A 26,309-nucleotide genomic window follows, 5' to 3' on the forward strand; every position below is an offset into this window, starting at 1 on the left:
AAGGTGAAACAGTTACATTACCAACTCAAAAGATATTGGATTTTTGCTCTAGCAGGTTTTCTCGTCATCCTGTTAGGTATTATTCCAGTTCGGTTGGCGATCGCCCACTACCAAGCACCTCATCCCCAAACCATTCTAACTCTAGGAGGTGGTCAAGACCGCGAAGAGTTCACCGCTCGATTTGCCCAAACTCATCCCTCTCTGGAAATTTGGGTTTCCTCTGGTATTCGCCCCAACAAAGCCCAAGAGATTTTCCGCGCTGCTGGTATCTCAGACCAACAAGTCCACCTCGACTACCGCGCCATTGATACTGTCACTAACTTCACCTCTCTTGTCCAAGACTTCAAAAATCGAAACATACAGCATCTCTACCTCATTACCTCCGACTTTCATATGCCTAGAGCGAAAGTAATAGCTACCATCGTCCTTGGTAGCCAGGGTATCACCTTCACTCCCATCTCTATACCCTCAAACGAACCCACAGAATCCTTTGTCCGCATCTTACGCGACAGCGGTCGCTCTATCTTCTGGGTTTTCACAGGTCGAACCGGAGCCAGCTTGAGTCCTCGTGTTGCTCACTCATCTTATGCGTTTAGATAACTACACCCTTGGTACTTACACCCCAGGCGCTCCTTTGTGGAAACAGCTGTTGTGGTACTTTGTTGGATCACCCTTAGTACACAGCTATTTGCTTCCCATGTCAGCTTTCAAGGTTTGGATAATCCGTTTCTTTGGGGCAAAAATCGGTCAAGGTGTGCGCATCAAACCTGGAGTCCGGGTGAAGTTTCCCTGGCGACTGACAGTAGGCGACTATGTTTGGATTGGTGAAGATGCATGGCTAGACAACATCGCCCCGATCACTATCGAAAGTCATGTCTGTTTGTCTCAAGGTGTCTACCTCTGCACAGGAAACCATAACTGGGTCCATCCTGACTTTAAACTCATACCTGCGCCAATTCATATTCAAGAAAGCAGTTGGATTGCAGCTAAGTCGGTGATTGGTCCTGGAGTCACCGTAGGATGGGGAGCAGTGCTAACTTTAGGTGGAGTCACTGGGCGTTCTTTAGAACCAATGACGATATATGCAGGCAATCCCGCTCAACCTGTTAAGAAAAGGAGTCATGGGGTCATGGGGAGTTATGGCAATTCTTAGTTGTATTGAACACAGTTTTTGTGGGGTGGGCATCTTGCCCGCCCTGAATTTAGAACGGGTGAGACGCCCATTCCACAACATATGTTTTGTTAGTCGCCAAATCTGCGGGACTTCTATCAGGACAGGCACGAAACTCCTGACCAGCCATCACAAACGAAATAGGCTCCCTTTCTTCTTTGTTTGAATTTTGTAGCGCTATTTTACTTTCTAGAAACTCAATAAAATCTAGAACTTCTTGCTGTTTCTCTGCGGGAAGTGTCTGCATTTTTTCAGTAAGGGATTGTATACCGCTGACAGTAAGCTCCAATCTTTTTTCAATTTTTCTTTGCTTTGCCTCAAGGCGGGTATCCACACCTGGATGAAAAGCTGGAGCAGCGACTGCGGCTTCCACGGATTTGTTAGACTAGTCTCAATGCCTAATAAGGTTTAATACAGAACCGCTCACGCCCTAAATGTTATGACCCTGCTGGGTGTTAACTAATTATACTCAGTCGATTGAGAACCGCCATAACACTCCGATAATGCCAGCTTTCTGAGGCTACTGATGCTTACAAATACTCTACTGCTCTCCAAACAACTGCCCACTTTACAATACTCCTCCACACCAGAGCGATTCGATGAATCTTGGGAAGCTCCCTTGTCTACCCTCTTAGGACTGGGACGTGCTGCTGGTGCTGATTTTATTGAATTCTTCTTGGAGCGTGTCAACTATATTAGCTGCCTTGCAGAAGAAGACGCCATCACCAGCATTACACCGCGTCTTTCCACAGGTGCAGGAGTCAGAGTATTTCGTGGCAAAGCAGATTGCTACGTTAGCACCAATGACCTTTCCTTTGCTGGTTTGAAAGCAGCTTTGGAAAAAGGTCTTTCTATCCTGGGATTACAACTTCCTGCTCCCAACGCCTTCATCCCAGAAATCAACCTGGAATTGCTGCGAGACTACGGTACCAAAAGAAGCAAAGATCGCTGGTTACCTCTGTGTACATCCATCCGGGAAATGGGAGAAGTTCTCCTTGATGGTACTGCTCAGCTTCAGCAAAAAGCAAGCCACGTACAATCACGCCGCGCCACTTATTTCCGTGATTGGCAAGAAGTCTTAGTCGCCGCCAGTGATGGCACTTTTGCTCGTGACATTCGCCTCACTCAATCAGTAGGACTTATCCTCCTGTGCGCTGACGGTGCTCATCGCGCTTCTATGGCTGAACGTGCTGGTAATACCAGCGATCCCAATTTCCTGAAAGCTTGGGATTATAGAGAAGCAGCAGAACACATCGCAGAATCTGCAGGAAAAATGCTCTACGCAGATTATGTGGAATCAGGCACTTACCCGATCATCATGGCGAATCACTTCGGTGGGGTTATCTTCCACGAAGCATGCGGACACCTGCTAGAAACCACTCAAATCGAACGCAACACCACTCCCTTTGCTGACAAAAAAGGTGAAAAAATTGCCCATGAGGCACTAACAGCTTGGGATGAAGGGCGAACTGAAAACGCCTTCGGTACAATTGATATGGATGACGAAGGTATGCCGTCTCAAAGAACGCTATTAATTGAAAAAGGCGTTTTGAAAAACTTCTTGGCAGATAGAACTGGTTCAGTGCGTACCGGACACCCGAGAACCGGGAGTGGACGCCGCCAGAGTTTTACCTTTGCCGCTGCTAGCCGGATGCGTAATACCTACATTGCGACTGGTGAGTACACCACCGACGATTTATTCGCCTCTGTAGATAAAGGTATCTACTGTAAAAAGATGGGTGGCGGTAGCGTTGGTGCTACCGGTCAATTTAACTTTGGTGTAGATGAAGCTTATCTTATTGAAAATGGCAAAATCACCAAGCCACTCAAGGGAGCGATTCTGATTGGTGAAGCCAAGGAAATTATGAACAAAATTTCCATGTGTTCTCAAGATTTGTCCCTTGCAGCCGGCTTCTGTGGTTCTGTCAGTGGCAGTATCTACACAACAGTAGGACAGCCTCACATCAAAGTTGATTCAATTACTGTAGGTGGACGCTAACTCGTTCCCAGCTTTAGACTAACTCGTTCCCAGGTTCCACCTGGGAATGCCAACAAGCGTGGCTCTGCCACACGATACCAGGAGGCAGAGCCTGCTGCAATACACTCCCAGGTAGAACCTGGGAGCGAGAAAATAGGTGAATTTTAAATAAACTATGTCGAACATCACTGAGATTGCAAATTACGCCAAGGAAAGTGCTGATAAGCTTGGCATCAAGAAATTCGATATCTATGGCTCAACAGCAGATGCAACAAGTGTGCAAGTAGATCAAGGTGAGCCCAAGCAAGTGAAAGCTTCTAATCTTTCTGGTGTCACCGTTCGTGTTTGGAATGAAGACAATACAATGGGTGTCACCAGCACAACAGATGTAGATCCCAAAGGACTTGAATTAGCTTTAAAAACGGCTTACGAAGCTAGTTTTTTTGGTGTGAAAGAAAATGTCCCTGATTTTAGTCCAGAGTCTACTGTTCCCCTGAATAATTCATCGCACGAAAAAGCACCTCAAGCACCTGTTTCTCAACTTATAGAAAGCCTCTTAGTAGCTGAAAAAGAAGTCCTCGCAGCTCATCCGGCTATTAAAGGAGTGCCATATAACAGTTTGGCGCAAAGAGATATTGACAAATTTTATCTCAACAGCGATGGCGCGATGAGAACAGAATCCCACTCCATATCATCAATCTATCTTTACAGCAAAACTGAGGAAGACGGGAGAAAACCGCGCAGTGGTGGGGCTTTTAGAATCAACCGGAGTTTAGAGGCTCTAGACATCAATGGTTGTATCAAAGAAACAGCAGAGAAAACTATCAGCCACTTGAATTATGAAAAAATCAAGTCTGGGAAATATCGAGTTGTTTTCTCACCAGATGCTTTTTTGAGTTTACTCGGTGCCTTTTCCAACTTGTTCAATGCTCAAAGTATTTTGGACAAGCAAAGTTTATCTACGCCTGATGATTTAGGCAAGCAAATTGCTTCTCCTTTGCTTTCGGTGTACGATGATGCACTGCATCCAGCAAACATTGGTGCAGAAACTTTTGATGGTGAAGGAACTCCCACCCGCAAAGTTTCGTTAATTGAAAATGGAGTTTTAACAGGTTTTCTCCACAGTGCAGGAACTGCTAAAAGGATGAATGCCAAGCCGACTGGTAACGCCAATATTGGTGCAAAAGTCTCTGTCAGCCCCAATTTCTATCACGTCTTTGCAGCTGTACCTGGTGAACAGGAATTGAGCTTAGAAACGGCAGAAAATGTGATTTTTATTGATGATTTACAAGCTCTCCATGCAGGGGTGAAAGCTTTACAAGGTTCTTTTTCTCTACCATTTGATGGTTGGCTTGTCAATAATGGTGTGAAGACAAGCATTGAATCAGCGACTGTTGCAGGAGATTTTCTCGAACTCCTCAAGTCAATTATTTTTGTGGAAAAAGAACCAGAGTTGACACCCGGAGGCGTATGTCCCAAAATCTGGGTTGATGAATTGTCGATTACTGGTGAGTAAATTTAGACAATAGACCTCTTGTTTTTGTTCCCGGGCTACTGCTTGGGAACATTAATTTTTGCTTATTTTACATCATTGCTTATGCCAGTATGAAGGCTTTTAGTATCGTTTCAATAAATTAGTACCTACCAAAACACCATCTTCAATTTCAGCACTATATAAATTAGCATTATTCAAATTAGCATTGGTGAGGTTAGCTTTATTTAAGCTAGCACTATTGAGAAATGCTTGTGTTAAATTAGCAGATTGCAAATTCGCACCAGTTAAATCAGCACCTTCTAAATTGGCATTTTTGAGGTTAGCTCCCGTTAAATTCGCATTCCTCAAATCAGCACCAATGAGGTGAGCGCCTTTGAGGTTAGCTCCTCTTAAATCACACCCAAAACATTCTCCCGTTTCTAATAATTGCCGGACTTGAGCAGGGTTTTCTGCTTTAACAGGAACGGGAGTGGCTAGAGATATTGTGCTTAATAAAGTTACAGCAGTTAACAAAAATGTCAGTTTCATATTGATTTCTCTCCCACACTCTTAGAAGCTAGTTACTAAATAAGTCGGCAAAAATAAATGTATGCTATGTTTCTTTGGACTTAGTTACTTAACTTCTACAAAGCCTTTGTGGCAAATTCCAGAAAAGGTACCTCATTTTACTCAGATCTTGCACCCAACAAGAGCCAGAGAACTCTAAAATCTCGTTACCAGGTTGAACCTGGTAACGAGGGTTTGGAGGCTTCGCCTCCTTACTGTTGCAACTCTAGGCTTGATCTCAGTTTATTGAAGTCATAAAAAAATACTATAACAATCCTAAATCGTTCATCAACACAAGATTCGCGACTTCTTTAGAAGTCGCGAATCTGGCGCGATTGCGATGTCACGTCTCTACATAAATTTTCCAACTACGACTTACCACTTCCTATCAAATACAGCAGCGCCATACGAACAGCAACACCACTGGTCACTTGAGCTTGAATCAGGCTAAATTCAGGGTCATCCATTAATTCAGAGCTAATTTCGACACCACGGTTAACAGGACCTGGGTGCAAAACTTTAACGTTTGGCTTGCACAGTTGCAACTTTGAGCGTGTAATACCAAACATCTGATGGTATTCTCGCAAAGAAGGCAATAAATGAGCAGTCATTCGTTCCTTTTGCAAGCGCAAAGTCATGACAAAATCAGCATCTTGCAAAGCTGGTTCTAACTCCCAATGCAGAAACACTTTGCCTGGTCTATCTTCGCCGTAATCTGCAAATAATTTAGGTAAAAAGGGTGGGTGGTGCTGCTAGATGCACGTCAGCGCCACAGGCTGTAAAACTCCAGATATTTGATCGCGCTACCCGTGAATGTAAAATATCCCCAACGATCGCAATCTTTTTATCTTTTAAAAGTTCGATACGGGGAAGGTCGGGTCAAGCAGAGTACAGATAGTAAATAAGTCTAGCAGAGCTTGGGAAGGATGCTCGTGTTGACCATCACCAGCATTGAGGACGCAGACGCGTACACCAAGCCGATCCATTTCTTGGGCGATCGCATTTGGTACTCCAGCCTCCCGATGGCGGATTACCATGATATCAGTTCCCATTGCCAAGTAAGTCTTCGCCGTATCGAGAATCGTCTCTCCTTTTGTCATCGAAGAAGTTCCGGAAGCGAAGTTCAGCGTATCAGCCGAAAGCCGCTTAGCAGCGAGTTCAAAACTGCTACGAGTGCGGGTGGATGGTTCAAAAAATAAATTCGCCACCACCTGTCCCTGCAAGGTTGGTACTTTCTTCGTTCGCCGTGATAGGACTTCTTGAAAACTAGCAGCAGTTTGCAAAACAGTATCGTACTCAACTGTGGTGAAGTCAGCGAGGGAAAGAATATGATGACGAGTCCAGGTGGTATTAGGCATAAAAGAATAATGGTTTTCGGCTTAGAGACACGCAGCGTACTGTAACAGGAGCTTCGATGCACACTTGTAGCATATATTGGAGATTACTTGCGAGTTTAGTTTTTATCACTGTTATTGTTTCAGTGACGCTGATTGAAACGCATCTCTACAGTTTTTTATTTACATATGCAACAGGAATCATACCACCTGTCATCTATCAAAATAGATACCTGCCTCAATTGCTCCTAAATTTTAAATCACAAGTAAATGTAACGAAAAGTAACAAAGTTGACAACAGATTGGAACAGGTAAGGAATTGTATCAGTCTTGGTACATTATAAAACAGTGTTCCTTAGACAAATCAGCCATGCAACTTGATGACCTGCTGCTGAGTGAACCAGCAATAGAGGCGGCAATAGATTATAATCCACTAACTGTTGCACCAAAGACATTGCTGGTAGATGTCATTGCTGTAATGAATCAAAAGCGAATTCAAAGTTGCTCATTATCAAGTGTTGCACCATTAGATGCAATGACTGTACAACAGACAGACCCAAGCTGTGTCTTAGTAATGGAGAAAACAGAGTTACTGGGAATTTTTACAGAACGGGATATTGTACGGCTAACGGCAGATAGCATCGACTTTGGAAAGGTGACAATAGCTGAAGTCATGACGCAACCAGTGATTACCCTACAGCAAGCTGCTTTTAAAGATGTTTTTGCTGCTTTGTTCTTGTTTCGGCGGTTTCGCATTCGTCATCTACCGATAGTAGGAGAAAAAAACGAAGTTATTGGTGTAGTTTCTCACGAGAGTATTCGTAGCATTTTACGCCCTATTCATCTGCTAAAGTTCATGCGTGTAGCAGATGTCATGACAACTCAAGTGATTCGTGCCCCAATGACTGCTTCGGTATTGAGTTTAGCTCAGGTGATGGCAGAGTTTCGGATTAGCTGTGTCGTGATTACTGAGGAACAACTACAGTCAGATTTGAGACAATTTGTTCACATTCCTGTGGGAATTGTCACTGAACAAGACATTGTGCAATTTCAGGCAATGGAAGTAAATTTATCTGAAGTTCTAGCGCAGACTATAATGAGTCAATCGCTATTTGTGCTGAATCCTGAGGATTCTCTATGGACTGCTCTTGCCCAGATGCAACAGCAACATCCGCGAAGATTAGTGGTGTCTTGGGATGGAGGAACAGGATTAGGCATTGTGACTCAAAGCAGCTTGCTGCGAGTCCTCGATCCAGTTCAAATGTACAGTGTTATCGAAACTTTGCAGAACACAGTTAGCTAATTCGCCGGAAGCCCTACACCTGACGTGCAGGAGGTGTAGGAGGATCTCACGTATTCATCAGCAAAAGTTGCGGTTTTTTACTCAAAATCGGCAAGTCGTTCCCACACCGGAACAAGTTGCTCTTCAAGAAACGCAACTTTTGCTGAGCGCTTAGCCGCAAAGCTGCCAGAATTAAAAGAAAGAAGAGAAAAGAGAAAAGATAGAAATTTTTTCTTTCTTGACTCTTCACTCTTCGCTCTTCGCTCTTATTGCTTGACTCTTAAGTATCTTCGGGAAAAACCCATTTGGGAGGTTCCATGAGTCTTTTGAGTCGTGCTGCTTCAGCTATTTCGTGCATTTTGTCTAAAGGAGTCTCTTGGATGAACTTTGATGCAGCCTCTACATAGGATTTCTCATCTACAGCGCTGTCGTTGGTTTTGGTTTCAGGATTATTAACTTTATCCTCTTCCACGCAAACCTCCTCGTTTGTCATTTTAAGAACGGCATACAGCAATTGCTACTGTGAAACAAAAAGACTTGTCTTTGTCTAGTAAATCTTAACCTTGTCGCTGTCCTATGTGAGCTTGTATGCAACATTTCTAAAATCAAATCAAAAATCAAAAATCGAAAATCAAAAATACTATAGAAATTTTATGATGCGACTTCTCTACAATCGAAGATATATTCAATGTCTTGGTTAAAAGGGCGCAAATGTCGGAAATCTTTGCTACTACTGGAACCATCGCCGCGATCGCCACTGCTGTTGTTCCGCAACAGGGGAGCGTTGGAATTGTGCGCGTATCTGGTTTACAAGCAACCTCCATCGCCCAAGCTCTTTTCTTTGCACCAGGGCGTCAAGTTTGGGAATCTCACCGCATCCTTTACGGTTACATCCGTCATCCCCAAACGCAGCAACTCGTGGATGAAGCACTTTTGCTGATTATGAAAGCACCTCGTTCCTACACCCGTGAAGATGTGGTGGAATTTCACTGTCACGGGGGAATTATGGCGGTGCAACAGGTATTGCAACTGTGTCTGGAAAATGGCGCAAGACTAGCACAACCAGGAGAATTTACCCTGCGGGCGTTTTTGAATGGGCGAGTGGATTTAACTCAAGCAGAAAGTATTGCCGATTTGGTAGGAGCGCGATCGCCTCAAGCTGCACAAACAGCACTCGCCGGTTTGCAGGGAAAATTAGCTCATCCTATCCGTCAGTTACGCGCTAGCTGTTTGGATGTCTTGGCAGAAATCGAAGCAAGGATAGATTTTGAGGAAGATTTACCCCCGCTGGATCATAGGGTCATCATATCAGAAATCGAGAGAATTTCAAAAGACGTATCCCGGATTCTCGCAACGGCTGACAAAGGTGAACTGCTGCGCACAGGTTTGAAAGTGGCGATCGTTGGGCGTCCGAATGTCGGGAAATCAAGTTTGTTGAATGCTTGGAGCAGAAGTGATCGAGCGATCGTCACTGAGCTACCAGGTACAACCCGCGATGTTGTAGAATCGCAGTTGGTTGTTGGCGGAATTCCCGTGCAGGTACTAGATACAGCAGGAATTCGGGAAACACAAGACCAAGTAGAAAAAATAGGGGTTGAGCGATCGCGTCGTGCTGCAAGTGCAGCCGACTTAGTGCTTTTGACTATTGACGCCCAAACAGGTTGGACAGCAGCAGACCAAGAAATCTACGAACAAGTGCAACACCGTCCATTAATTTTGGTGATTAACAAAATTGACCTAGCATCACCAGAAGGAGTGCAATATCCAAAGAGTATCCATCACATTGTCAAAACAGCAGCCGCTCAAAATCAAGGTATTGAAGCTCTAGAAGCAGCGATTTTGGAACAAGTGCAAGCTGGAAAAGTACAAGCTGCTGATTTGGATTTAGCAATCAACCAACGACAAGCAGCAGCATTGGTAAAAGCGAAAACATCTTTGGAACAAGTGCAAGCGACAATTGTCCAGCAGTTACCTCTTGATTTCTGGACAATTGACCTACGAGGTGCAATTCAGGCTCTAGGGGAAATTACGGGTGAGGAAGTGACAGAATCAGTACTTGATAGGATTTTTAGTAAATTTTGTATTGGGAAATAAACCACGAAGACGCGTTTGCGTAGCGTCTCGATCAGGAGAAGGGCAAGAAGAATTTTCTTAGCGCTCTTGGCGTCTTCGCGGTTCGTTGATACTAAGTACAAAATTGCATAAGTTCGTAACTTTTTTAAACGCACCAGGTAGCCGAGGAACGCGCAAAGGGACGCAGAGTCTCGCCAAATTTCATCCGCTACGAATTAATGAAATGGTGTACTAAGTTGTAGTCGTATATGAAACTGAGGCAGGCTTTTCATCTGCCACTAGATAGTTTACATTTATTTACAAAGTTTCTGAATAAAAATCAATGTCTTTTCTTGAAGGAATTAACAACGCTAATGCATTAATCGTAGGAGCCAGCCAAGGCATTGGTTTAGGCTTTGTACAAAAATTACTGCAAGATCATAGGTTTGCCAAGGTTTATGCAACTTATCGTCAGCCAGAGTCTGCTTCGGAATTATTAACTCTCAAAGATGAATATTCTGACAGATTAATTTGTCTGTCGATGGATATTACTGATGAATCACAGATTGTTGAAGTTGTTCAACAGATAAGTGCAGCAGTAAACAAGCTTCACTTAGTTGTCAACTGTGTAGGGTTGCTGCATGAGGAGACATTGCAACCAGAAAAAAGTTTAAAACGTATTGAGCCAGAAAATTTAATGCGCTACTTCCAAGTCAATAGTATTGGGGCTATCCTCCTTGCCAAACATCTTTTACCCCTATTTCGTCATCATGAGCGCAGTGTTTTTGGCAGTATTTCTGCTAAAGTAGGGAGCATTGGTGATAACCAGTTGGGAGGATGGTATGGATATCGAGCCTCCAAAGCTGCACTCAATATGTTAATGCGAACAGCAGCAATTGAGTATAAAAGAACTAGCCCCAAGACATTGATAGTGATGTTACACCCTGGAACAACCGATACTCGCCTTTCTCGTCCATTTCAGGCAAATGTACCGGCTGAAAAATTATTTTCAGTGGAACGCACAGTTAACCAATTGTTAGCTGTTATCGAACAGCTTCAGGATGGAGATAGCGGGCAGTTTTTTTCCTGGGATGGTAGCCGCTTACCTTGGTAGAAATAGGGGAAAGAAAAGAGTTGTTACCTAATAAGAATGACTATTCCGAAACATCTAAATTTATAAAGGTCTAAGGTTAAATTTAGAGATAAATAAGGTTAAGTAAAGGTTATTTAGAACGGTGCTGGGTTGCATACACATAACTATAGTCCATGGGACTATGACAGTTTGGGTGCGAGATGTAGGATATAAGAGTGCCTAGAAAGATTAATCATGCCACCACTTCGTATCCTTCATTTAGTTGGGTCTGCATACAATGATTTTTACTGTGATTTGTCACGCAAGTACGCCCAAAACTGTCTGGTAGCTACGGCAAATCCATCGCTCTATGAGTTTCAGATTGCATACATCACACCTGATGGTCAGTGGCGATTTCCTTGTTCTCTCAATCAAGAAGATATTGCTGTCGCCAAACCGATTCCTCTGTTAGATGCCATACAGTTTCTAACAGCGCAAAACATTGACCTTGTGTTGCCACAAATGCTTTGTATCCCTGGAATGACTCACTACCGCGCACTATTCGACCTGCTTAAGATCCCTTACATAGGCAATACTCCGGATGTCATGGCAATAACGGCGCACAAAGCTACAGCCAAAGCAATTGTCGCAGCAGCAGGGGTCAAAGTGCCTTTTGGAGAACTGCTCCGCCAAGGAGACGTTCCAACAGTTACACCTCCAGCAGTCATCAAACCCGCAACTTCCGACAACTCTTTAGGGGTGTCCTTAGTCAAAGAGGCTACTGAGTATGACGCTGCCCTTAAGAAAGCATTTGAATATGCAGATGAGGTCATCGTAGAAGCATTCATTGAACCCGGTCGAGAAGTCAGATGCGGCATCATTGTCAAAGATGGGGAGCTAGTCGGTTTACCCCTTCAAGAGTATCTGGTAGATCCCCACGAGAAACCCATCCGCACTTATACTGACAAATTCCAACAACCGGACGATCGCAATTTGCGTTTAACAGGTAAAGATAATATCAAGGCTTGGGTTGTAGATCCTAATGACCCGATCACCCAAAAGGTTCAGCAAGTGGCTAAAAAGTGTCATTTGGCTTTGGGCTGTCGCCATTACAGTTTATTTGACTTCCGGATCGACCCAAAGGGACAACCTTGGTTCTTAGAAGCCGGGTTGTATTGTACTTTTGGCCCCACAAGTGTGATTGTCGGTATGGCGAAAGCAGCGGGAATTCCTTTAAATGAGTTATTGATGACGGCAATCAATGAAACGTTGGATTCTATTGTGCTTTTACCCTCTCAATGACCAAATTGTGAACCATATCCTGACCAAAAGTTAAGGCAATCTCAAGGGTTATAGGATTGGTGACAAGTTAAGGAAAAGCAGGATTTGTCAACCCCTTCTCAAGAGCGCAGACGCTGCGCTTACGGGGAATTCATCTCTGTATGGCATTATAAATTCACGCATTAAGAACCCCAGAAATAAATTTAGGCGGCTCAGAACAAGGACGCCGTTTAAAATGCGCTGCGCCGCTGAGGAAAACATTTTTTTCATTTTCCATAAATAAAATTTAGGCGGCTCAGTTCCTTTTTCTTTTTTTTGAATTTTGAATTTTGAATTTAAGCGTGATTGCGCGAAGCGCACTGATCTGCAGGGCAATCGTGGATCAAGGGCAGAAGAAACGCGGATAAATCAAGGGTTTGAGCTTTTTTTCGCCTACTTACTTACTGCACTCACTCTATTTTACGTTTTTTTAGGTTGACCTACTTATCAAATATGATAAATTTTTTGTGATTCATCATTTCCTATTCTAATGCTTTCGTTTAGATTCGGTTAAATTCCGGTTAAAGAATAGAGTCAATTTCGCGTCAAAAAACTTTGTAGAGTGAGGGTGCAAAGTGTGTAGAGGTGTAGTAGCTTGTCGTTAAAAAATAACCCTTGAAAAGTAACGAAAATCTATTCGTGTGCTTTGTTTATTTTTGATCCGTTGTGGTTCGGTTCATTCAATTTCATGTAGCACTTGTAACTACAGTTATTAATTTTATGAAATCCAATCCCTTAAAGCTAAACCGTCGCCAGTTCTTACTTCGTTCAGCGATTACCAGTGGTGGAATTATTGCCACAAACCTTTTATCAAAATCAACAGGTTTTGCTCAAGCACCTGCCATAATCACATCTGATAAATTGCGTCCCACCATACCTTATGGAGTCGCTAGTGGTGACATCAACGGCAATAGAACTGTGATTTGGAGTCGGAGCGATCGCCCAGCCCGGATAGTTGTAGAATACGCAACAGATGAATCTTTCCGTGGTGCGCAGCGTGTTGTTGGACCAAATGCCCTTGAAGCCAGCGACTATACAGCAAAAGTTTATCTCAAAAACCTGCCATCAAGTCAGCAGATATTTTACAAGGTCACTTTCCAAGACTTAGACGATACAAAAATCTACTCAGAACCTGTTGTAGGTACTTTCCGAACTCCCCCTGCATATGGGCGAGATATCTTGTTTGCTTGGTCAGGGGACACAGCCGGTCAGGGATGGGGTATTAATCCGGAGTTCGGTGGTATGAAAATTTACGAAACCATCCGGCAAGTCAATCCAGACTTTTTTATCCATTCCGGCGACACTATTTATGCCGATGGTTCGATCCAGTCCGAAGTCAAGCTAGATGACGGTAGTATCTGGAAAAACATCACCACACCAGAAAAATCAAAAGTTGCCGAAACCTTAACAGAATTTCGTGGTAACTATATATACAACTTATTGGATGAAAACGTCCGTCGCTTCAACGCTCAAGTCCCGATACTAGCGCAATGGGACGACCACGAAACAACAAACAACTGGTATCCAGGCGAGATACTCGATGATAATCGCTACACAGTTAAGGACGTTTCCTTACTAGCACAGCGGGGAAATCAAGCATTTTTGGAATACTTCCCCATTCGGATTGATGGGGATGAGCCAAGCAGAATTTACCGCTCCTTCAAGTATGGTCCTAACTTAGAAATTTTCATGATTGATATGCGCAGTTACCGGGGACCAAACACAGAGAATCGCCAGACAGAACAAAGTGCAGAAACGGTATTTTTAGGGAATGCACAGGTGCGTTGGTTGAAAAACCAATTGCGGAAATCAACAGCAACATGGAAAGTCATTGCAAGTGATATGCCTATTGGACTGGTAGTTCCCGATGGTCCCACCAACTTTGAGAACTTAGCCAACGGAGACGGTCCAGCCTTGGGACGGGAACTAGAATTAGCTGATTTATTACGGTTCATCAAACGAGCCGATATTAAGAATGTCGTTTGGTTAACAGCAGACGTACATTACGCAGCAGCACACTACTACGACCCCAACAAAGCACAGTTTCAAGACTTCAAACCCTTCTGGGAGTTCGTCGCAGGTCCTCTCAACTCTGGTACATTTGGACCAAATAGACTCGACAATACCTTTGGTCCAGAGGTGAAGTTTCTCAGTATACCTACAGATTTGACACCAAATCGACCCCCAAGTGCAGGTTTGCAATTTTTTGGGACAGTCAAAATTGACGGTGATACAGAGGTGATGACAGTCGCATTGATTAACTTGGAAGGAAAAACTCTCTACAGTGTAGATTTACCGCCGGAAAAATAAACCGTGTAGACACCCACAGAGCAACTTTGTGCAAGCTAGACGCGAAGGCGTGAAGGACATGAGGGTTCTTCGCGCTTTTATCTTGCTGCACTACTACCAAATAGTACCCTTTTGTGTACCAAGCCAAATCCGAAATCGTCATAGACGCAGGTGAAGAATTTATCAGTACTTCATTCGAGATAAGTTAGCTATGGTAGCAGCAAATACGACCAACGATCCCACGTTAAAGCTTGGTTCTGAAGGCGAAAAAGTTAAAGAGTTACAAAAACTGTTGAACAAAAGGCTCAATCGTAAGGACGATGTCAAAGTTGATGGCGTTTTTGGTCCCAAGACAGAGGATGGTGTCAAAATTATTCAATACCAATTCCTGCTTAAACAAGACGGCATTGCTGGTCCTCTAACCTGGAAATCTCTGCGTGCTAACGCCCCAGTAGATAAACCTACTTTGCGTCGTGGTAGCACTGGCGAACAAGTTTCGATTGTGCAAAAAGTCTTGGAAGATGGCGGATATGACACTGGTGCAATTGATGGCAATTTTGGAGAGAAAACAGAAACAGCAGTCAAAGCTTTTCAGAAAGATAAAAAACTAGTAGTTGATGGCATTATTGGTGATAAGACTTGGGATGCTTTGAGCAAACTAGCGACTTTCCTGACAGTCGATTAAAACTAATGACTTCTCTACTTCTCCCATAACTCTACTTTCAAGCTCCTGCTGCGGTAGGAGCTTTTAACGTATTCCACGGAATTCCCCACCCTATAAGAGGGTGGGGATGGATAGTGGGGCAATTACGAGGTACACCTATGAGTGGGTGTCCGAGTGATTGTCAATCTCCGGTGTCGGTAGTCGGTCAATGTAATCTTCAATAATTTGGGTGATTGTCTTTTCTTTGGCTTGCGCGACCAACCTTAGTTTGTCGTATCTTCTCTTGGAAACACGAACGTGTATATCTTTTTTCTCCATATAAATGTACATAACATGTACATTTATGACAATATATAAATGGTCGATGACCCGCCTGACTGTATGGAACATAAAGGCTAACTTCAAAGTAGCGGTACGACGCTTGCCGAAGAAACATCAGAGATCAGGGAAGGAACATGACCACTGGTTTGCAAGGTTACGCCCTGCTGTAAAAAATAATCCAAGCCATGTTGTACGTAAAAATATACACCTGCGGGAGGCGGGTGTCTGCCTGTGGACGCGAGGTAAGACCAAACTAGAGACGGCTCTAGGGAGGCGCTGGCGGTTGAGACGGGAAACCTCGCGCGACGAATAAGACCGTCCTTGTACTTAGTTGTTGTTGGAAGCCCCAACTTCAGCCGAAGGCAAGTTGGGGTACTTCACTTTTGTTTTTCAGTGGTAAAGGATATTAGACTTCTTGCAGAAGTCGGGGAAAAGGTTAAGGGGGAAGAGGGAAAGGAAAATAAAAACCCTTTAACCTTTAACCTTTCCCCTTTACCCAACTCTTGCAAAAGCGACTTTTGCAAGAGACTCCATGAGCTAAAGCTCACAAGGAACAATGAAAATGATGGTGGAACGATTTTGCGTGGTTTCAGCCTCTATTTTCAAGGCAGTTCTATTGTGTTCGCATTCCACCCTGCCTCGATCAGGAAGTTTAGGGAATTTGCGGTAGGGTAGGTAATTACACGAGTTTTCAAATCAATGAACCACATATGCAAAATTTATATGCAAAATTTCAATTCCTGTAGAGACGCGCTGTTTGAAGCGTCTCTACAATGTGGTCTATTTACCTGAAAATCGCTGTAAGAGAAAAAATTTTTTCTTAAGATACAAATGGAGAGTTTTGGTTTTAGCCAAAGCGTGGCAAAGCCTGCGGAGGTCTTCTAAGCTTGATCAAACTCACCTTGAACAGAGTAGAGCCCTACAAGACAATACACCATGCAGCGTCAAATTTATGAGCAGCTTCCCAGATTTTTCCGAGCAAGGCTATGAAATTAAGCGCATACTGGGGAAAAACAGCACCAGTGGTCGTGTCACTTACCTCGCAACCCATACAACTACTCAGAGGCCCGTAGTCATTAAGCAGTTTCAGTTCGCAACAGTTGGAGCCACTTGGTCAGACTACGATGTCTACCAACAGGAAATGCAAGTGTTGCAACAACTGCATCATCCCAGCATTCCCCGCTATCTCGATTCCTTTGAAACTCCATCTGGCTTTTGTTTGGTTCAGGAATATAAACCTGCTTCCTCGTTAGCTGAACCCTACCAGTGGACACCAGAGGAAATCAAGCAAATTGCTGTAGCGATATTAGATGTTTTAGCCTACCTGCAATCAACTTATCCTCCCGTCATTCATCGGGATATTAAACCAGAGAATATCCTCGTTGAGCGTCAGGATAAACTCAAGGTTTATTTAGTGGATTTTGGGTTTGCGCGTATCGGAGGTGGAGAAGTAGCAGTAAGTAGCACGGTTAAGGGTTCACTGGGCTTTATGCCACCCGAGCAACTGTTCAATCGCCAGCTAACAGAAGCCTCCGACCTTTATAGTCTCGGTGTGACGCTCATCTGCTTGCTAACACAAACCCGCTCAACTCAAGTCGGTGACTTAATAGATTCGGCCTATCGTATCAATGTCAAACAGTTGCTACCTTCGCTCCATCCAAAGTTTATCAACTGGCTGCAAAAGATGATAGCACCCGATCTAACAAATCGCTTCAATAATGCTGGTACTGCTCTTTCGGCGCTACAGTCGATTGATGTTGTTGGCAACCCAAAAGTGGGAAAGCTAGTGCAGCACGGCAAACTCAGTTCAATCGCCAAAGTAGTTGGGCTTGGTACCCTTGGCTTAGTCAGCCTGCTTGGCACAATAAGCATCATTTCCAGTATCTCTAATTCTACAGATACTCATGAACAGCATGAGCACCACAAAATTAAGAGACATGACAAGGAAAAAAATGACCGATTCGACAGGGAAGACAATGATGTAGATGACCGACATGACAAGGACGACGATGAGCATGATGATGATGATGATGATGATGATGACGACTAAGTGCTGCTTCTCTTAATCCTTTGTCGTAGCGATAAAAATGCGCCCGCCTTACGGCGATCGCTCCGCGCCATCGTCCCCAACTCCCCCAACAAATCTACGAAATCATCTTCTCCAACGCCACTTGCAAATCTTGCGTCAGGTCATTAACCGCAACTCTTGCTGCTTGACGACTTGTCTGATAAGCTGACCAACGTTGTGTGACTGAAATTGGCTCACCTACCGTTACCCGTGATTTTCGCCAACCTAAGCGAGGTCGTGCAGGGTTTTTCTCCCCTTTTATCCGGGCGATCAGGTCGAACAAGATTAAGGATGTTTCGGCAAATCTCTCAAAAGTAGGTTTTTCTAGAACATATGTTCCTGTCACCGCCACAAAACTCTCAGCTAGGCGCATATGTAGCGTCCGCAGAGATGCTTCTTCAGCAATCCAGTCTGCCAAGCCCCGCTCTACGGGTGATAATGCGTGTAAGTTTGGCAAATCCTTGCGGTGGATATCATCCCAGCCTGCTGACTCTATTCGGCGACTGCGCTCAATCACTGTTCCGTGGGATTCAAGACCAAAATATTGCTCGGCTGCTTGTAGTGACCTATCTAATACCGTTTGGAGTCGAGCCTCAAGTACCTCGTTACGACTTGCAGATGGATCTGTTTGCTTGACAATTGGTGTACTTTGATGGGAAAAGCGAGCGTAAAACTGTTCCATTTGGGAAAGGACATGTTCACCGAGGCGAAAGAGTCGCTCATAAAAAACTTTTTCTGGCTCAACGAGGTTTGATTCACCAAGTTGTTGCACTGGTAAACCGCAATCAGCTTCCAATTTCCCCAAAAGCCAATCTAGTTTTCCCCAAGATGGATTGATGTAGTGATATTGATTGCAAATCGGTACAATGAAAACTTCCTCAGTTCGGTTAGCTTTGACCAAATCTTCCACACACCAGAAGCCCATATGAGCTACGCCAGGTTCCAAGGGGCTAACAATTTCGCTATGTCCATTAGTTGCGCCTTCAGGAGCTACACTTATTGGCAGTTTGCCATTAGCAAACAAATCCCGCGCTGTCTTCATACCAACCTTGTCTAGCCGCTTACCTCGATGAATTGGCAAGCCACCCAACCGAGAAAAGAACCAACCAAGCCAATCCCCAGCCCACAGAGTCATCCCTCGGTCGTAGAGAAAATGAGAATGAATAGGTTGCTGTAATGAAATTCCCTTTTGACGAGCAACTTTTGGTACAGCACGGGAGAGTAAATACATCATGCAAAGAGGATCATCAACCTCTGGGTGGCGAAATGCTATCAAAAAGCGAACTTTGCCGGCTTGGAATTGTTGGTAAAGATTGACTAGCCTCTCAACATTCACAGTTTCAACCTGTGCGATCCCAGCAGGTAACCACGGTCGAATCCGAAACCGCATCAGGACTGGCAGTAACCTTTGGGTAATATAGTATACTAATGGGTTAAATTGCTCGGGAATAAACTCTAGGGGCGGTTGAGCGAGTTGAATCGAATGCGGCAAGATGGCTCTCCTGGTCGTGTTGCTTAAAATAGGTAAACTTTAAGCCCTTAGTCCTTAAATTATAGTCTTTCCCTCTGGAAAGCCGCCTTTGCGGTTCATACCCGCCTTTACGGTTCGTTATTATCTTGTGCAAGGAGGTAAATTAAACTGCTGACTCCAACCGTACAACTGCCCTTACACGGTAAGCGAATTATCGTTACCGCACCTCGCAACTACGCCGTCAGGTTATCTGAGCAACTGATCAACCAAGGCGGTTTGCCGATTTTGATGCCAACCATCGAAACCTGTCTGCTGGAAAACTTTACTGAGTTAGATGCTGCACTGCAACAAATCGACACATTTGATTGGATTGCTTTTACCAGTAGAAATGGTATCGAAGCATTTTTCCAACGCCTGAAAGATTTGGGGCTAAACCTTTTTTCTTTGACAAACTGTCTATTTTGTGCTATAGGTACAGACGCGGAAAGATTAGCAGCTTTTGGCATCAAAGCCGATTTAATACCAACACAACCCAGCCCCGCCGGAATCATTACTGAATTGGCTAAAATTCCAAATATTGCCCAGCAAAGTGTACTCGTTCCGGTTCCAGAAGTTGTCGGTGTACCAGAACCCGATGTGATTCCAAACTTTATTGCAGGTTTAGAAAAATTGGGCATGAAGGTGACTTGTGTACCAACTTATAGGACGCGGTGTTTGGACAAAAATATCTACGAGGTTGAGTTAAACCTGATTCGGCAAGGCAAAATTGATGTCATTGCCTTTAGTAGTACTGTGGAAGTCGCAGCTTTTTTGCAAATGGTTGATGCAAAAAGTAATTACGAGCATTGTGCGATAAGCCGGAGGCTTGACGCTACGCGTATCGCCTGTTTTGGGCCTTATACAGCAGCTAATGCCCAGAAGTTAGGTTTAAATGTCTCGATAGTTGCCCAAGATTATAGTTCATTTGCGGGGTTTGCGGATGCAATAACCGCATTTTTTCATCATTGAGTTCCTGGTTGCCCAATTTATGCGAAATCTAGAATAGGGAATAAAGCTGCTGTCTGTTTGGAGGCGATTGCCCAAGGGGCAGTGCCGGAGGCAATCGCAAATGGTACGGACACCATCTAAGCCTTTGACATTAGACTAGGTTGGGGAGGACACTTTCCTTAACGGGAAAACCCGCCGCACGGAAGTGTCCGTTTGAGCGTAAGCGAAACCCAACAAACCCTCAACCATGCCCAAACCCAAAGTTTTCATCACTCGCCGCCTCCCCACTCAATTAGAGCAACTGCAAAAAATTGCTACCATTGAACTCTGGGAAGAACGCCAACCGCCTTCGTATCAAGTTTTACTAAAAAAGGTCAAAACAATTGATGGTTTGCTGTGCTTGCTGACAGACCAGATTGATCAGCAACTGATAGAAGCAGCCGGAAGCTCTTTTAAAGTTATTAGCCAGATGGCAGTTGGATACGACAATATTGATATTCCTGCCGCTACTGCACACAAGATACCAGTTGGTCATACACCAGGTGTCTTAACAGATGCGACTGCTGACTTGACTTGGGCGTTACTCATGGCGGCTGCACGGCGAGTGGTAGAAGCGGATCGATTTGCTCGTGGGGGTCAGTGGCGGACGTGGGAACCAAATTTGTTATTGGGACCGAATATCACAGGTGCGACTTTAGGGATTGTCGGTTTTGGGCGGATTGGTCAGGCGATTGCTCGTCGTGCTAAAGGGTTTGATATGAAAATTTTTTATACTAGCAGACACAGATGTGACCAGGAGTTAGAAAAACTTTTAGGTGTGGAGTTTACGGCGTTTGAACATCTGCTGCAAGAATCCGACTTTGTGACAATTCATACACCTTTGTTAGACGAAACTTATCATCTTTTTGGCGATCGCCAGTTTGAATTGATGAAGCAGTCTGCCATTGTCATCAACACAGCGCGGGGAGCAATTATAGACCCAGAGGCATTATACCAAGCGCTTGCGAGTGGTCAAATTGCAGGTGCTGCCATAGATGTCACTGACCCAGAACCGATACCAACTGATAGTCCCTTACTGAGCTTAGATAACCTGATTATTACACCTCATATTGGCAGTGCCAGCCTTCAAACACGAGAAAAAATGGCAAACATGGCGATCGCTAATTTGATTGCTGGGTTGAAGGGGGAGCGATTGCCTCATTGTGTCAATCCTAAAGTTTATTAATAAGAGGATAGGGGCGATGATTCTCGTACCCCGTTTAGAAAGTTTTTGATATTATTATCCAGCTAGCCTCATTTTATACTGAAGGAATTAGCTATGCCCCAAGTAGAAAAGTTAAAAATTTTTCTTGCTTCTCCTGGCGATGTGAGTACGGAAAGAAATCACGTTGTTAAAGTTGTCGAAGAGATAAATCGTACTGTAGCTCCCGATAAAGGTGTTGTATTAGAGGTGATTCGCTCCGAGAATGCTTATCCTGGATATGGTAAAGACGGTCAAGCCATTATCAACGAGCAGATAGGCAAAATGTCCGATTACGTATTGTTTATTGGGATTATGTGGAACCGCGTTGGAACTCCAACAAAGCGTGATATATCCGGAACAATTGAAGAATTTAAACGAGCTAGGAGAACTTTTAATAGAATTGATCAACCCGAAATATGGTTTTATTTTCGGTCAATGACTGAAGGGGTAAAAACCAAAATTGAATTAGAACAGCAAGGAAAAGTTAAGCGATTTAAAAATAGTTATAGTAAAAATGGATGGGGATTATTTCGTGAGTATAAAAACCCTTCTAAGTTCCGCAATAAATTACGCGAACATATTACTCTATGGTTAAGTAATCGTAGGAAAAAAAGAGTAAAAAAGAGCAGTACCAGTTCAAAAACGAATACAAGATCATTATCAACGGAAAAAGCATCTGCAAGTAAATTAAAGACTTATGACGATCCCAAAAAAGTAGGAGTAAGCTCCAATATAATACCTAAAAGGCAAATATCCACTATTAAAATTTATAAGAAATCAACTACTAAATCAAAAGCTAAAAAAAGTAAAAGTATAAGTACTTCTGGAGCTTGGGTTTTACTTAATGACTATTTATTTGAAACCCAATCAGTTGAAATGAACGCCAATAAAAACCTTGTGCTTAATATACTAATTGTAAGTGCAGAACAGGAGGCGAATTTACGCGAACTACAATCAATTAGTCATTATCACACCAGAAGACAAATTATCTATGCTTACCAAAATGATGCATATATGGTGCAGGTGGAAAGTGTTGAGACTAAATCTATAAAAGGTAAAACTTCCTATATAGTTACGCTAAAGCCAACACCACAGTCGTATAGTTACAATATTATTAATTATTATGGCTATACTTTCGAGCAGGTTGCTGAATCACAGATTCGGTTTTTATTATTAAACGAAATTCCGAAAAGTGCAGATAAAGCTTATCAATCAACACCGGATTTTATTATACGAGAAAACGACTACCTAGTCGAATCAAAAGGGCATATTATTACTAATGTATGGAAAAAGTGGATTACGGAACCACAGATGTTTTTAATAAATGCACGTTTAGCGGCAGTATGCTTTTTAAAAATTAATAAGATAGTCGAACACATATTGGAATTAAAAATTCTTTTTATTAGTAAGAATGTTGTATCCGTAAACTTTCGCGGACAAATACGACAATTTCACTATAATAAAGAAATTAGTGTAATACAAGTAAAAGGTAAATGTGCTCTGGATTTATAAAGTGAAAGTGCACTATAAATAAGTGCAGAATAAATTGATTTTAACTATCAAACTTTTAAAAGCAAGCTGATGTTAAAAATTCTTCTAATTCATATAAGTCTACAGTATCTAAATCTTTTGGATACACCATTACAGTCAGTTTTCTTGTGACGAACTTTTCTTTAGATGCAACTATAAATGAAGTAATAATTAGTTTAGCTAGTGCCATTCGCGGTAATCCTGTGCGAGCTAGGTCAGAACCAATAATTGGAATTGCAACATTCATAGTATGACCTTTGAGACGAACTTCTCGCCAAAGAGACGAGAGCGAACGCCAGATATAATCAGAGTTAGACTCTACGGTTAAATTGTTGTTCATGTATCCATAAGCAGTTAAAAAGTAACGCTTATCATGCGTACCTAAAGCAGTAGTTGTACCAATGGGGTATCGTCCTGTTTTACCGCGTGTTTTATTTCGCTCTTCTTGTCGTAGATGACTTAATGGTTGGAGAGCCGATTCGATTTCTTTATCTAGTAATCTTATGTCACTTCTATAAACTTTTGTAAGAAATTGTCCTTGAACGCTCTCAGGTTTAATTATTTCTCCTAATTCAGTGTCAAAAACATCATTAACACCTATTACGAGGTGAGCTTTTTCATCAAATATATCTCCGATTTTGACTTCAATTTCTGAATCGGGAGAAGATAACTTACTACAAAAACTTCTTTTGGGAAACCGCTGTATGATAGCAAGAATCAAGGAGATACTACCTAGTCCAAAGTAACCTGCCCAGTCAAAATTTAGTTTTTCTGGTAAAAATAGTGCAGCGGGTTCGAGCAGTAACCAGAGAAGACCAAAGTTGCCGATAAATGAATTCCAAATTCGTTGAAAGCCAACTTTTCTAAGTAATTTTAAGTAAATATTAATTGCCATAGCCACCTTTCAAACAATAAAGTTTGTATTTGACTCTAGGTCATTAGAAGTATTATTTTATTCTCATTTAGATCCTATCTAACATTAGGCGAGTGTCCCGTCATCGGCACGAACCGCACTGGTATGGTTTTCTCCTTTCGCAATCCATTTGGTGTCTTGATAATAACCATCATTTCCTGCTCCAAGCTTCCGACTGGAATCACCATCTTTCCATTGATCGCCAGTTGTTGAACTAAAGCTTCAGGAATATCCTGTGGTGCAGCAGTCACAATAATCTTGTTGTAGGGTGCATATTCTGCCCAGCCTTCATACCCATTACCAGTTTTGACATGAACCTTCTGATAGCCTAGTTGACTGAGAGTTTTGCGCGCACTTTCAGCCAGTTGAGGAATAATTTCGATAGTATAAACTTCTTTAGCCAACTCACCAAGGACAGCCGCCTGATATCCAGAACCAGTTCCAATTTCCAGCACTTTGTCCTTCGGGGAAATCTCAGGTGCCTCTGTCATATATGCGACAATATACGGTTGAGAAATGGTCTGGTTATGAGCGAGCGGCAGAGGATGATCCTGGTACGCTAAATCTGCAAAAGATGGATCTACAAACAGATGACGCGGCACCTTGGACATAGCTTTTAAGACAGCCTTGTTTTTAATCCCACGCGCCCGGATTTGTTTTTCTACCATTTGTAGGCGTTGGATTTGAAATTCGTCCTTACGATAGTTGACGTTCTGGATTGGGACGCTAGACGAATTACCATAAGATATTTCCACTGCACACGCAGGTAGGCAAAGCAATGTGAGGCACAGCCATGACACAAAGAGTAAGCGAAGCATAAAACCTCCCGATTGTTCATGGTATGCCAATCGAAGATTTACCCAACCCCCCTTTAGTAGGATTGGGTAATATCATTTGCCGCAGTCGCAGATTACAGAACTACGATTTGTGTCGGATACGGTTGTAAATCTTTACATATTCCTCTCCTGGGTCGTTCCAAGAGTAGTCATACTCCATACCCGCAATAGCAAGTTTGCGGAACTCTTCTGGATTGTTGTACCACAACTTCAAAGCACGTTCCATTGCCGACTCAAAGGCAGCATAATCTGACTGGTAGAACACATATCCATTGCGTTCTTCCGGAGGCTTATTCTGGTCGTAGTCTCGGTCAAACACCGTATTGACTAGCCCACCGACTCCTCGAACTACGGGTACAGTACCGTACTTCAATCCAATCATCTGGGTTAACCCACAAGGTTCGTAATTGCTGGGGACAATAATCATATCTGCCCCTGCATAAATCAGGTGGGATAATTCTTCGTTAAAGCCCAATTCCAAGTGAACATCGGGATTCTCGTTCAAAAAGTTTTTCTCATGGCGGAAATGGGCATTGATTCCTGACTCTGTCGCTGAACCCAACAGCACAAATTGCGCTCCATTCTGGAGGGCATAATAAATTGCATGATGGACAAGATGAACGCCTTTTTGCTCATCTAAACGACCAATGAAAGCAATGACTGGCTTATCAACATCCTGCAATAGCAGGCGATCGCGTAAGGCTTTTTTATTCTTTGCCTTTTCTTCAAAATTGTCCTTACTGTAAGGATAGGGTATATGGCGGTCTATTTCAGGGTTCCAAAAATCATAATCAATACCGTTGAGTACACCAGTGAATTTATCCTGGTGTAGGTGCAAAGTATGACCCAATCCATAGCCAATATCACTGTAAGAAGCTTCCCAAGCATGATGGGGCGAAACCGTTGTCACAGCATTGGAGTAAACAATGCCGCCTTTCATGAAGTTCAGGGCAAAGGGATTGAAGTTGTCTTGCAGCTTATCATACTGGAAGTAGTAAGACTCCCGGTTTAAATTTGTTGCCCTGAGAGTATCGACACCGGCAAACCCTTGATGCTTAAAGTTGTGGATGGTGTAGCAAACCCGTTGGTACTCCATGCCATGATATTTGTAGATTTCATAGAGCATGACTGGAACCAACCCTGTCTGCCAATCATGGCAATGGATAACATCAGGTCGTTTGTTACTCTGAAGCAGAAATTCCAAAGCGGCTTTGCTAAAGAACGCAAATCGCATATTGTCATCGTTGCAACCGTAATAGCAGCCCCGATTGAAAAAATTATCTCCAGAGTGGGGTTCAATGAAGAAACACAGCCGCCCGTGTACCCAGCCACAATAGACTGAACAGTGAATTGCAGCGCCATACCAAGGTACCCACAAATTCATGAAGGCGTCATGAAGCCCCCAGATATGGTCGTAGCGCATACAATCGTACTTCGGCAGAATGATTTCGACGGTATGCCCCCGGATTTCTAATTCCCTGCTGAGTCCGTAAACGACATCGCCTAAACCTCCAGCTTTGATCACAGGAGCGCACTCCGAGGCAATTTGTACGATGTACATCTTTATCCTCGCTTAATAAAAATTTACTTTTATTATCTTTTCTATCATTACAGAAAAGATGTATCCATTGGCAAGTTTCGTACCGTCTATTAGGTACAAATCTTAGGTCATAACGTGATTTGTATCATCTATCGCCAAAAATATTTTGACAAGAAGCTTTTCAAAATGAAAAATTC

23 protein-coding genes and 1 pseudogene are annotated in these 26,309 nt (G+C 43.2%); 15 read left to right on the forward strand and 9 right to left on the reverse strand.

Annotated features, from left to right (window positions below; genetic code table 11):
• The first annotated feature begins 3 nt into the window (after positions 1 to 3).
• Together V5G28_RS30285 and V5G28_RS30290 are read left to right on the forward strand one after the other, a co-directional pair.
• On the forward strand, positions 4 to 600 hold the full coding sequence (locus V5G28_RS30285; RefSeq protein ID WP_332987102.1) for a YdcF family protein: 597 nt from the start codon (positions 4 to 6) through the stop codon (positions 598 to 600).
• A complete protein-coding gene (locus V5G28_RS30290) occupies positions 587 to 1,153 on the forward strand; it encodes a WcaF family extracellular polysaccharide biosynthesis acetyltransferase (protein WP_332987103.1) in 567 nt (188 codons plus the stop codon). Before V5G28_RS30285 ends, V5G28_RS30290 begins: the two co-directional genes overlap by 14 nt.
• Positions 1,154 to 1,202: 49 nt before the next feature.
• Here the strand turns inward: V5G28_RS30290 and V5G28_RS30295 are convergent, their stop codons facing one another.
• Complete coding sequence (locus V5G28_RS30295; protein WP_332987104.1) at positions 1,203 to 1,544, reverse strand: DUF2281 domain-containing protein; 342 nt, start codon at positions 1,542 to 1,544, stop codon at positions 1,203 to 1,205.
• Between the two features lie 153 nt (positions 1,545 to 1,697).
• Between V5G28_RS30295 and V5G28_RS30300 the strand changes: the two genes are divergently transcribed.
• Both V5G28_RS30300 and V5G28_RS30305 read left to right on the forward strand, forming a co-directional pair.
• A complete protein-coding gene (locus V5G28_RS30300) occupies positions 1,698 to 3,170 on the forward strand; it encodes a TldD/PmbA family protein (protein ID WP_332987105.1) in 1,473 nt (490 codons plus the stop codon).
• A gap of 154 nt (positions 3,171 to 3,324) precedes the next feature.
• Positions 3,325 to 4,665 carry a TldD/PmbA family protein gene (locus tag V5G28_RS30305; protein WP_332987106.1) on the forward strand — a complete coding sequence of 447 codons (1,341 nt, stop codon included), beginning with the start codon at positions 3,325 to 3,327 and terminating at the stop codon, positions 4,663 to 4,665.
• A gap of 99 nt (positions 4,666 to 4,764) precedes the next feature.
• Here V5G28_RS30305 and V5G28_RS30310 read toward each other — a convergent pair whose 3' ends face one another.
• A complete protein-coding gene (locus V5G28_RS30310; RefSeq protein ID WP_332987107.1) occupies positions 4,765 to 5,172 on the reverse strand; it encodes a pentapeptide repeat-containing protein in 408 nt (135 codons plus the stop codon).
• Between the two features lie 386 nt (positions 5,173 to 5,558).
• Positions 5,559 to 6,548, reverse strand: a pseudogene (locus V5G28_RS30315) (aspartate carbamoyltransferase catalytic subunit).
• 346 nt (positions 6,549 to 6,894) lie between these two features.
• On the opposite strand from V5G28_RS30315, the gene V5G28_RS30320 reads away from it, so the two are divergent.
• Positions 6,895 to 7,827 (forward strand): CBS domain-containing protein, encoded by a 933-nt coding sequence (locus V5G28_RS30320; RefSeq protein WP_332987109.1) that lies wholly within the window; start codon positions 6,895 to 6,897, stop codon positions 7,825 to 7,827.
• Between the two features lie 259 nt (positions 7,828 to 8,086).
• On the opposite strand, the gene V5G28_RS30325 is transcribed toward V5G28_RS30320, so the two are convergent.
• Positions 8,087 to 8,278 (reverse strand): hypothetical protein, encoded by a 192-nt coding sequence (locus tag V5G28_RS30325; RefSeq protein ID WP_236116267.1) that lies wholly within the window; start codon positions 8,276 to 8,278, stop codon positions 8,087 to 8,089.
• Positions 8,279 to 8,517: 239 nt separating this feature from the next.
• Here V5G28_RS30325 and mnmE point away from each other — a divergent pair, with 239 nt between their 5' ends.
• The 5 genes from mnmE to V5G28_RS30350 all read left to right on the forward strand — a co-directional run bounded on the left by mnmE (position 8,518) and on the right by V5G28_RS30350 (position 15,224).
• Complete coding sequence (mnmE, locus tag V5G28_RS30330) at positions 8,518 to 9,900, forward strand: tRNA uridine-5-carboxymethylaminomethyl(34) synthesis GTPase MnmE (RefSeq protein ID WP_332987110.1); 1,383 nt, start codon at positions 8,518 to 8,520, stop codon at positions 9,898 to 9,900.
• 301 nt (positions 9,901 to 10,201) lie between these two features.
• Positions 10,202 to 10,972, forward strand: coding sequence for an SDR family NAD(P)-dependent oxidoreductase (locus V5G28_RS30335; protein ID WP_332987111.1), 771 nt, complete (start codon positions 10,202 to 10,204; stop codon positions 10,970 to 10,972).
• Positions 10,973 to 11,185: 213 nt separating this feature from the next.
• Positions 11,186 to 12,232, forward strand: coding sequence for a D-alanine--D-alanine ligase family protein (locus V5G28_RS30340; protein WP_332987112.1), 1,047 nt, complete (start codon positions 11,186 to 11,188; stop codon positions 12,230 to 12,232).
• A gap of 738 nt (positions 12,233 to 12,970) precedes the next feature.
• Entirely contained in the window at positions 12,971 to 14,560 is a 1,590-nt protein-coding gene (locus V5G28_RS30345) for an alkaline phosphatase D family protein (protein WP_332987113.1), read from the forward strand.
• Positions 14,561 to 14,750: 190 nt separating this feature from the next.
• Positions 14,751 to 15,224 carry a peptidoglycan-binding domain-containing protein gene (locus V5G28_RS30350; RefSeq protein ID WP_332987114.1) on the forward strand — a complete coding sequence of 158 codons (474 nt, stop codon included), beginning with the start codon at positions 14,751 to 14,753 and terminating at the stop codon, positions 15,222 to 15,224.
• Positions 15,225 to 15,359: 135 nt separating this feature from the next.
• Here V5G28_RS30350 and V5G28_RS30355 read toward each other — a convergent pair whose 3' ends face one another.
• Entirely contained in the window at positions 15,360 to 15,533 is a 174-nt protein-coding gene (locus tag V5G28_RS30355; protein ID WP_332987115.1) for a hypothetical protein, read from the reverse strand.
• A 13-nt stretch (positions 15,534 to 15,546) separates the two neighbouring features.
• On the opposite strand from V5G28_RS30355, the gene V5G28_RS30360 reads away from it, so the two are divergent.
• Both V5G28_RS30360 and V5G28_RS30365 read left to right on the forward strand, forming a co-directional pair.
• Positions 15,547 to 15,837 carry a hypothetical protein gene (locus V5G28_RS30360; RefSeq protein WP_332987116.1) on the forward strand — a complete coding sequence of 97 codons (291 nt, stop codon included), beginning with the start codon at positions 15,547 to 15,549 and terminating at the stop codon, positions 15,835 to 15,837.
• 639 nt (positions 15,838 to 16,476) lie between these two features.
• On the forward strand, positions 16,477 to 17,574 hold the full coding sequence (locus V5G28_RS30365; protein WP_332987117.1) for a serine/threonine protein kinase: 1,098 nt from the start codon (positions 16,477 to 16,479) through the stop codon (positions 17,572 to 17,574).
• A gap of 94 nt (positions 17,575 to 17,668) precedes the next feature.
• Here the strand turns inward: V5G28_RS30365 and V5G28_RS30370 are convergent, their stop codons facing one another.
• Positions 17,669 to 19,084, reverse strand: coding sequence for a 1-acyl-sn-glycerol-3-phosphate acyltransferase (locus V5G28_RS30370; RefSeq protein ID WP_096565817.1), 1,416 nt, complete (start codon positions 19,082 to 19,084; stop codon positions 17,669 to 17,671).
• A 147-nt stretch (positions 19,085 to 19,231) separates the two neighbouring features.
• Here V5G28_RS30370 and V5G28_RS30375 point away from each other — a divergent pair, with 147 nt between their 5' ends.
• The 3 genes from V5G28_RS30375 (at position 19,232) to V5G28_RS30385 (ending at position 22,805) form a co-directional block, all read left to right on the forward strand.
• Positions 19,232 to 20,071: a uroporphyrinogen-III synthase gene (locus V5G28_RS30375; RefSeq protein WP_332987259.1), complete on the forward strand. Its 840-nt coding sequence runs from the start codon at positions 19,232 to 19,234 to the stop codon at positions 20,069 to 20,071.
• A 226-nt stretch (positions 20,072 to 20,297) separates the two neighbouring features.
• On the forward strand, positions 20,298 to 21,275 hold the full coding sequence (locus tag V5G28_RS30380) for a 2-hydroxyacid dehydrogenase (protein ID WP_332987118.1): 978 nt from the start codon (positions 20,298 to 20,300) through the stop codon (positions 21,273 to 21,275).
• Positions 21,276 to 21,368: 93 nt separating this feature from the next.
• Entirely contained in the window at positions 21,369 to 22,805 is a 1,437-nt protein-coding gene (locus V5G28_RS30385) for a hypothetical protein (RefSeq protein ID WP_336231481.1), read from the forward strand.
• Positions 22,806 to 22,860: 55 nt separating this feature from the next.
• Here the strand turns inward: V5G28_RS30385 and V5G28_RS30390 are convergent, their stop codons facing one another.
• The 3 genes from V5G28_RS30390 to glgA all read right to left on the reverse strand — a co-directional run bounded on the left by V5G28_RS30390 (position 22,861) and on the right by glgA (position 26,133).
• Positions 22,861 to 23,718: a macro domain-containing protein gene (locus V5G28_RS30390; protein ID WP_336231482.1), complete on the reverse strand. Its 858-nt coding sequence runs from the start codon at positions 23,716 to 23,718 to the stop codon at positions 22,861 to 22,863.
• A 74-nt stretch (positions 23,719 to 23,792) separates the two neighbouring features.
• Entirely contained in the window at positions 23,793 to 24,554 is a 762-nt protein-coding gene (locus tag V5G28_RS30395; RefSeq protein WP_332987122.1) for a protein-L-isoaspartate(D-aspartate) O-methyltransferase, read from the reverse strand.
• A gap of 100 nt (positions 24,555 to 24,654) precedes the next feature.
• Entirely contained in the window at positions 24,655 to 26,133 is a 1,479-nt protein-coding gene (glgA, locus tag V5G28_RS30400) for a glycogen synthase GlgA (RefSeq protein ID WP_332987123.1), read from the reverse strand.
• Positions 26,134 to 26,309: the final 176 nt, after the last annotated feature.

Origin of the sequence: Scytonema sp. PRP1 (genome assembly GCF_036697665.2) — a bacterium.
Lineage (GTDB): Bacteria > Cyanobacteriota > Cyanobacteriia > Cyanobacteriales > Nostocaceae > Kalymmatonema > Kalymmatonema gypsitolerans.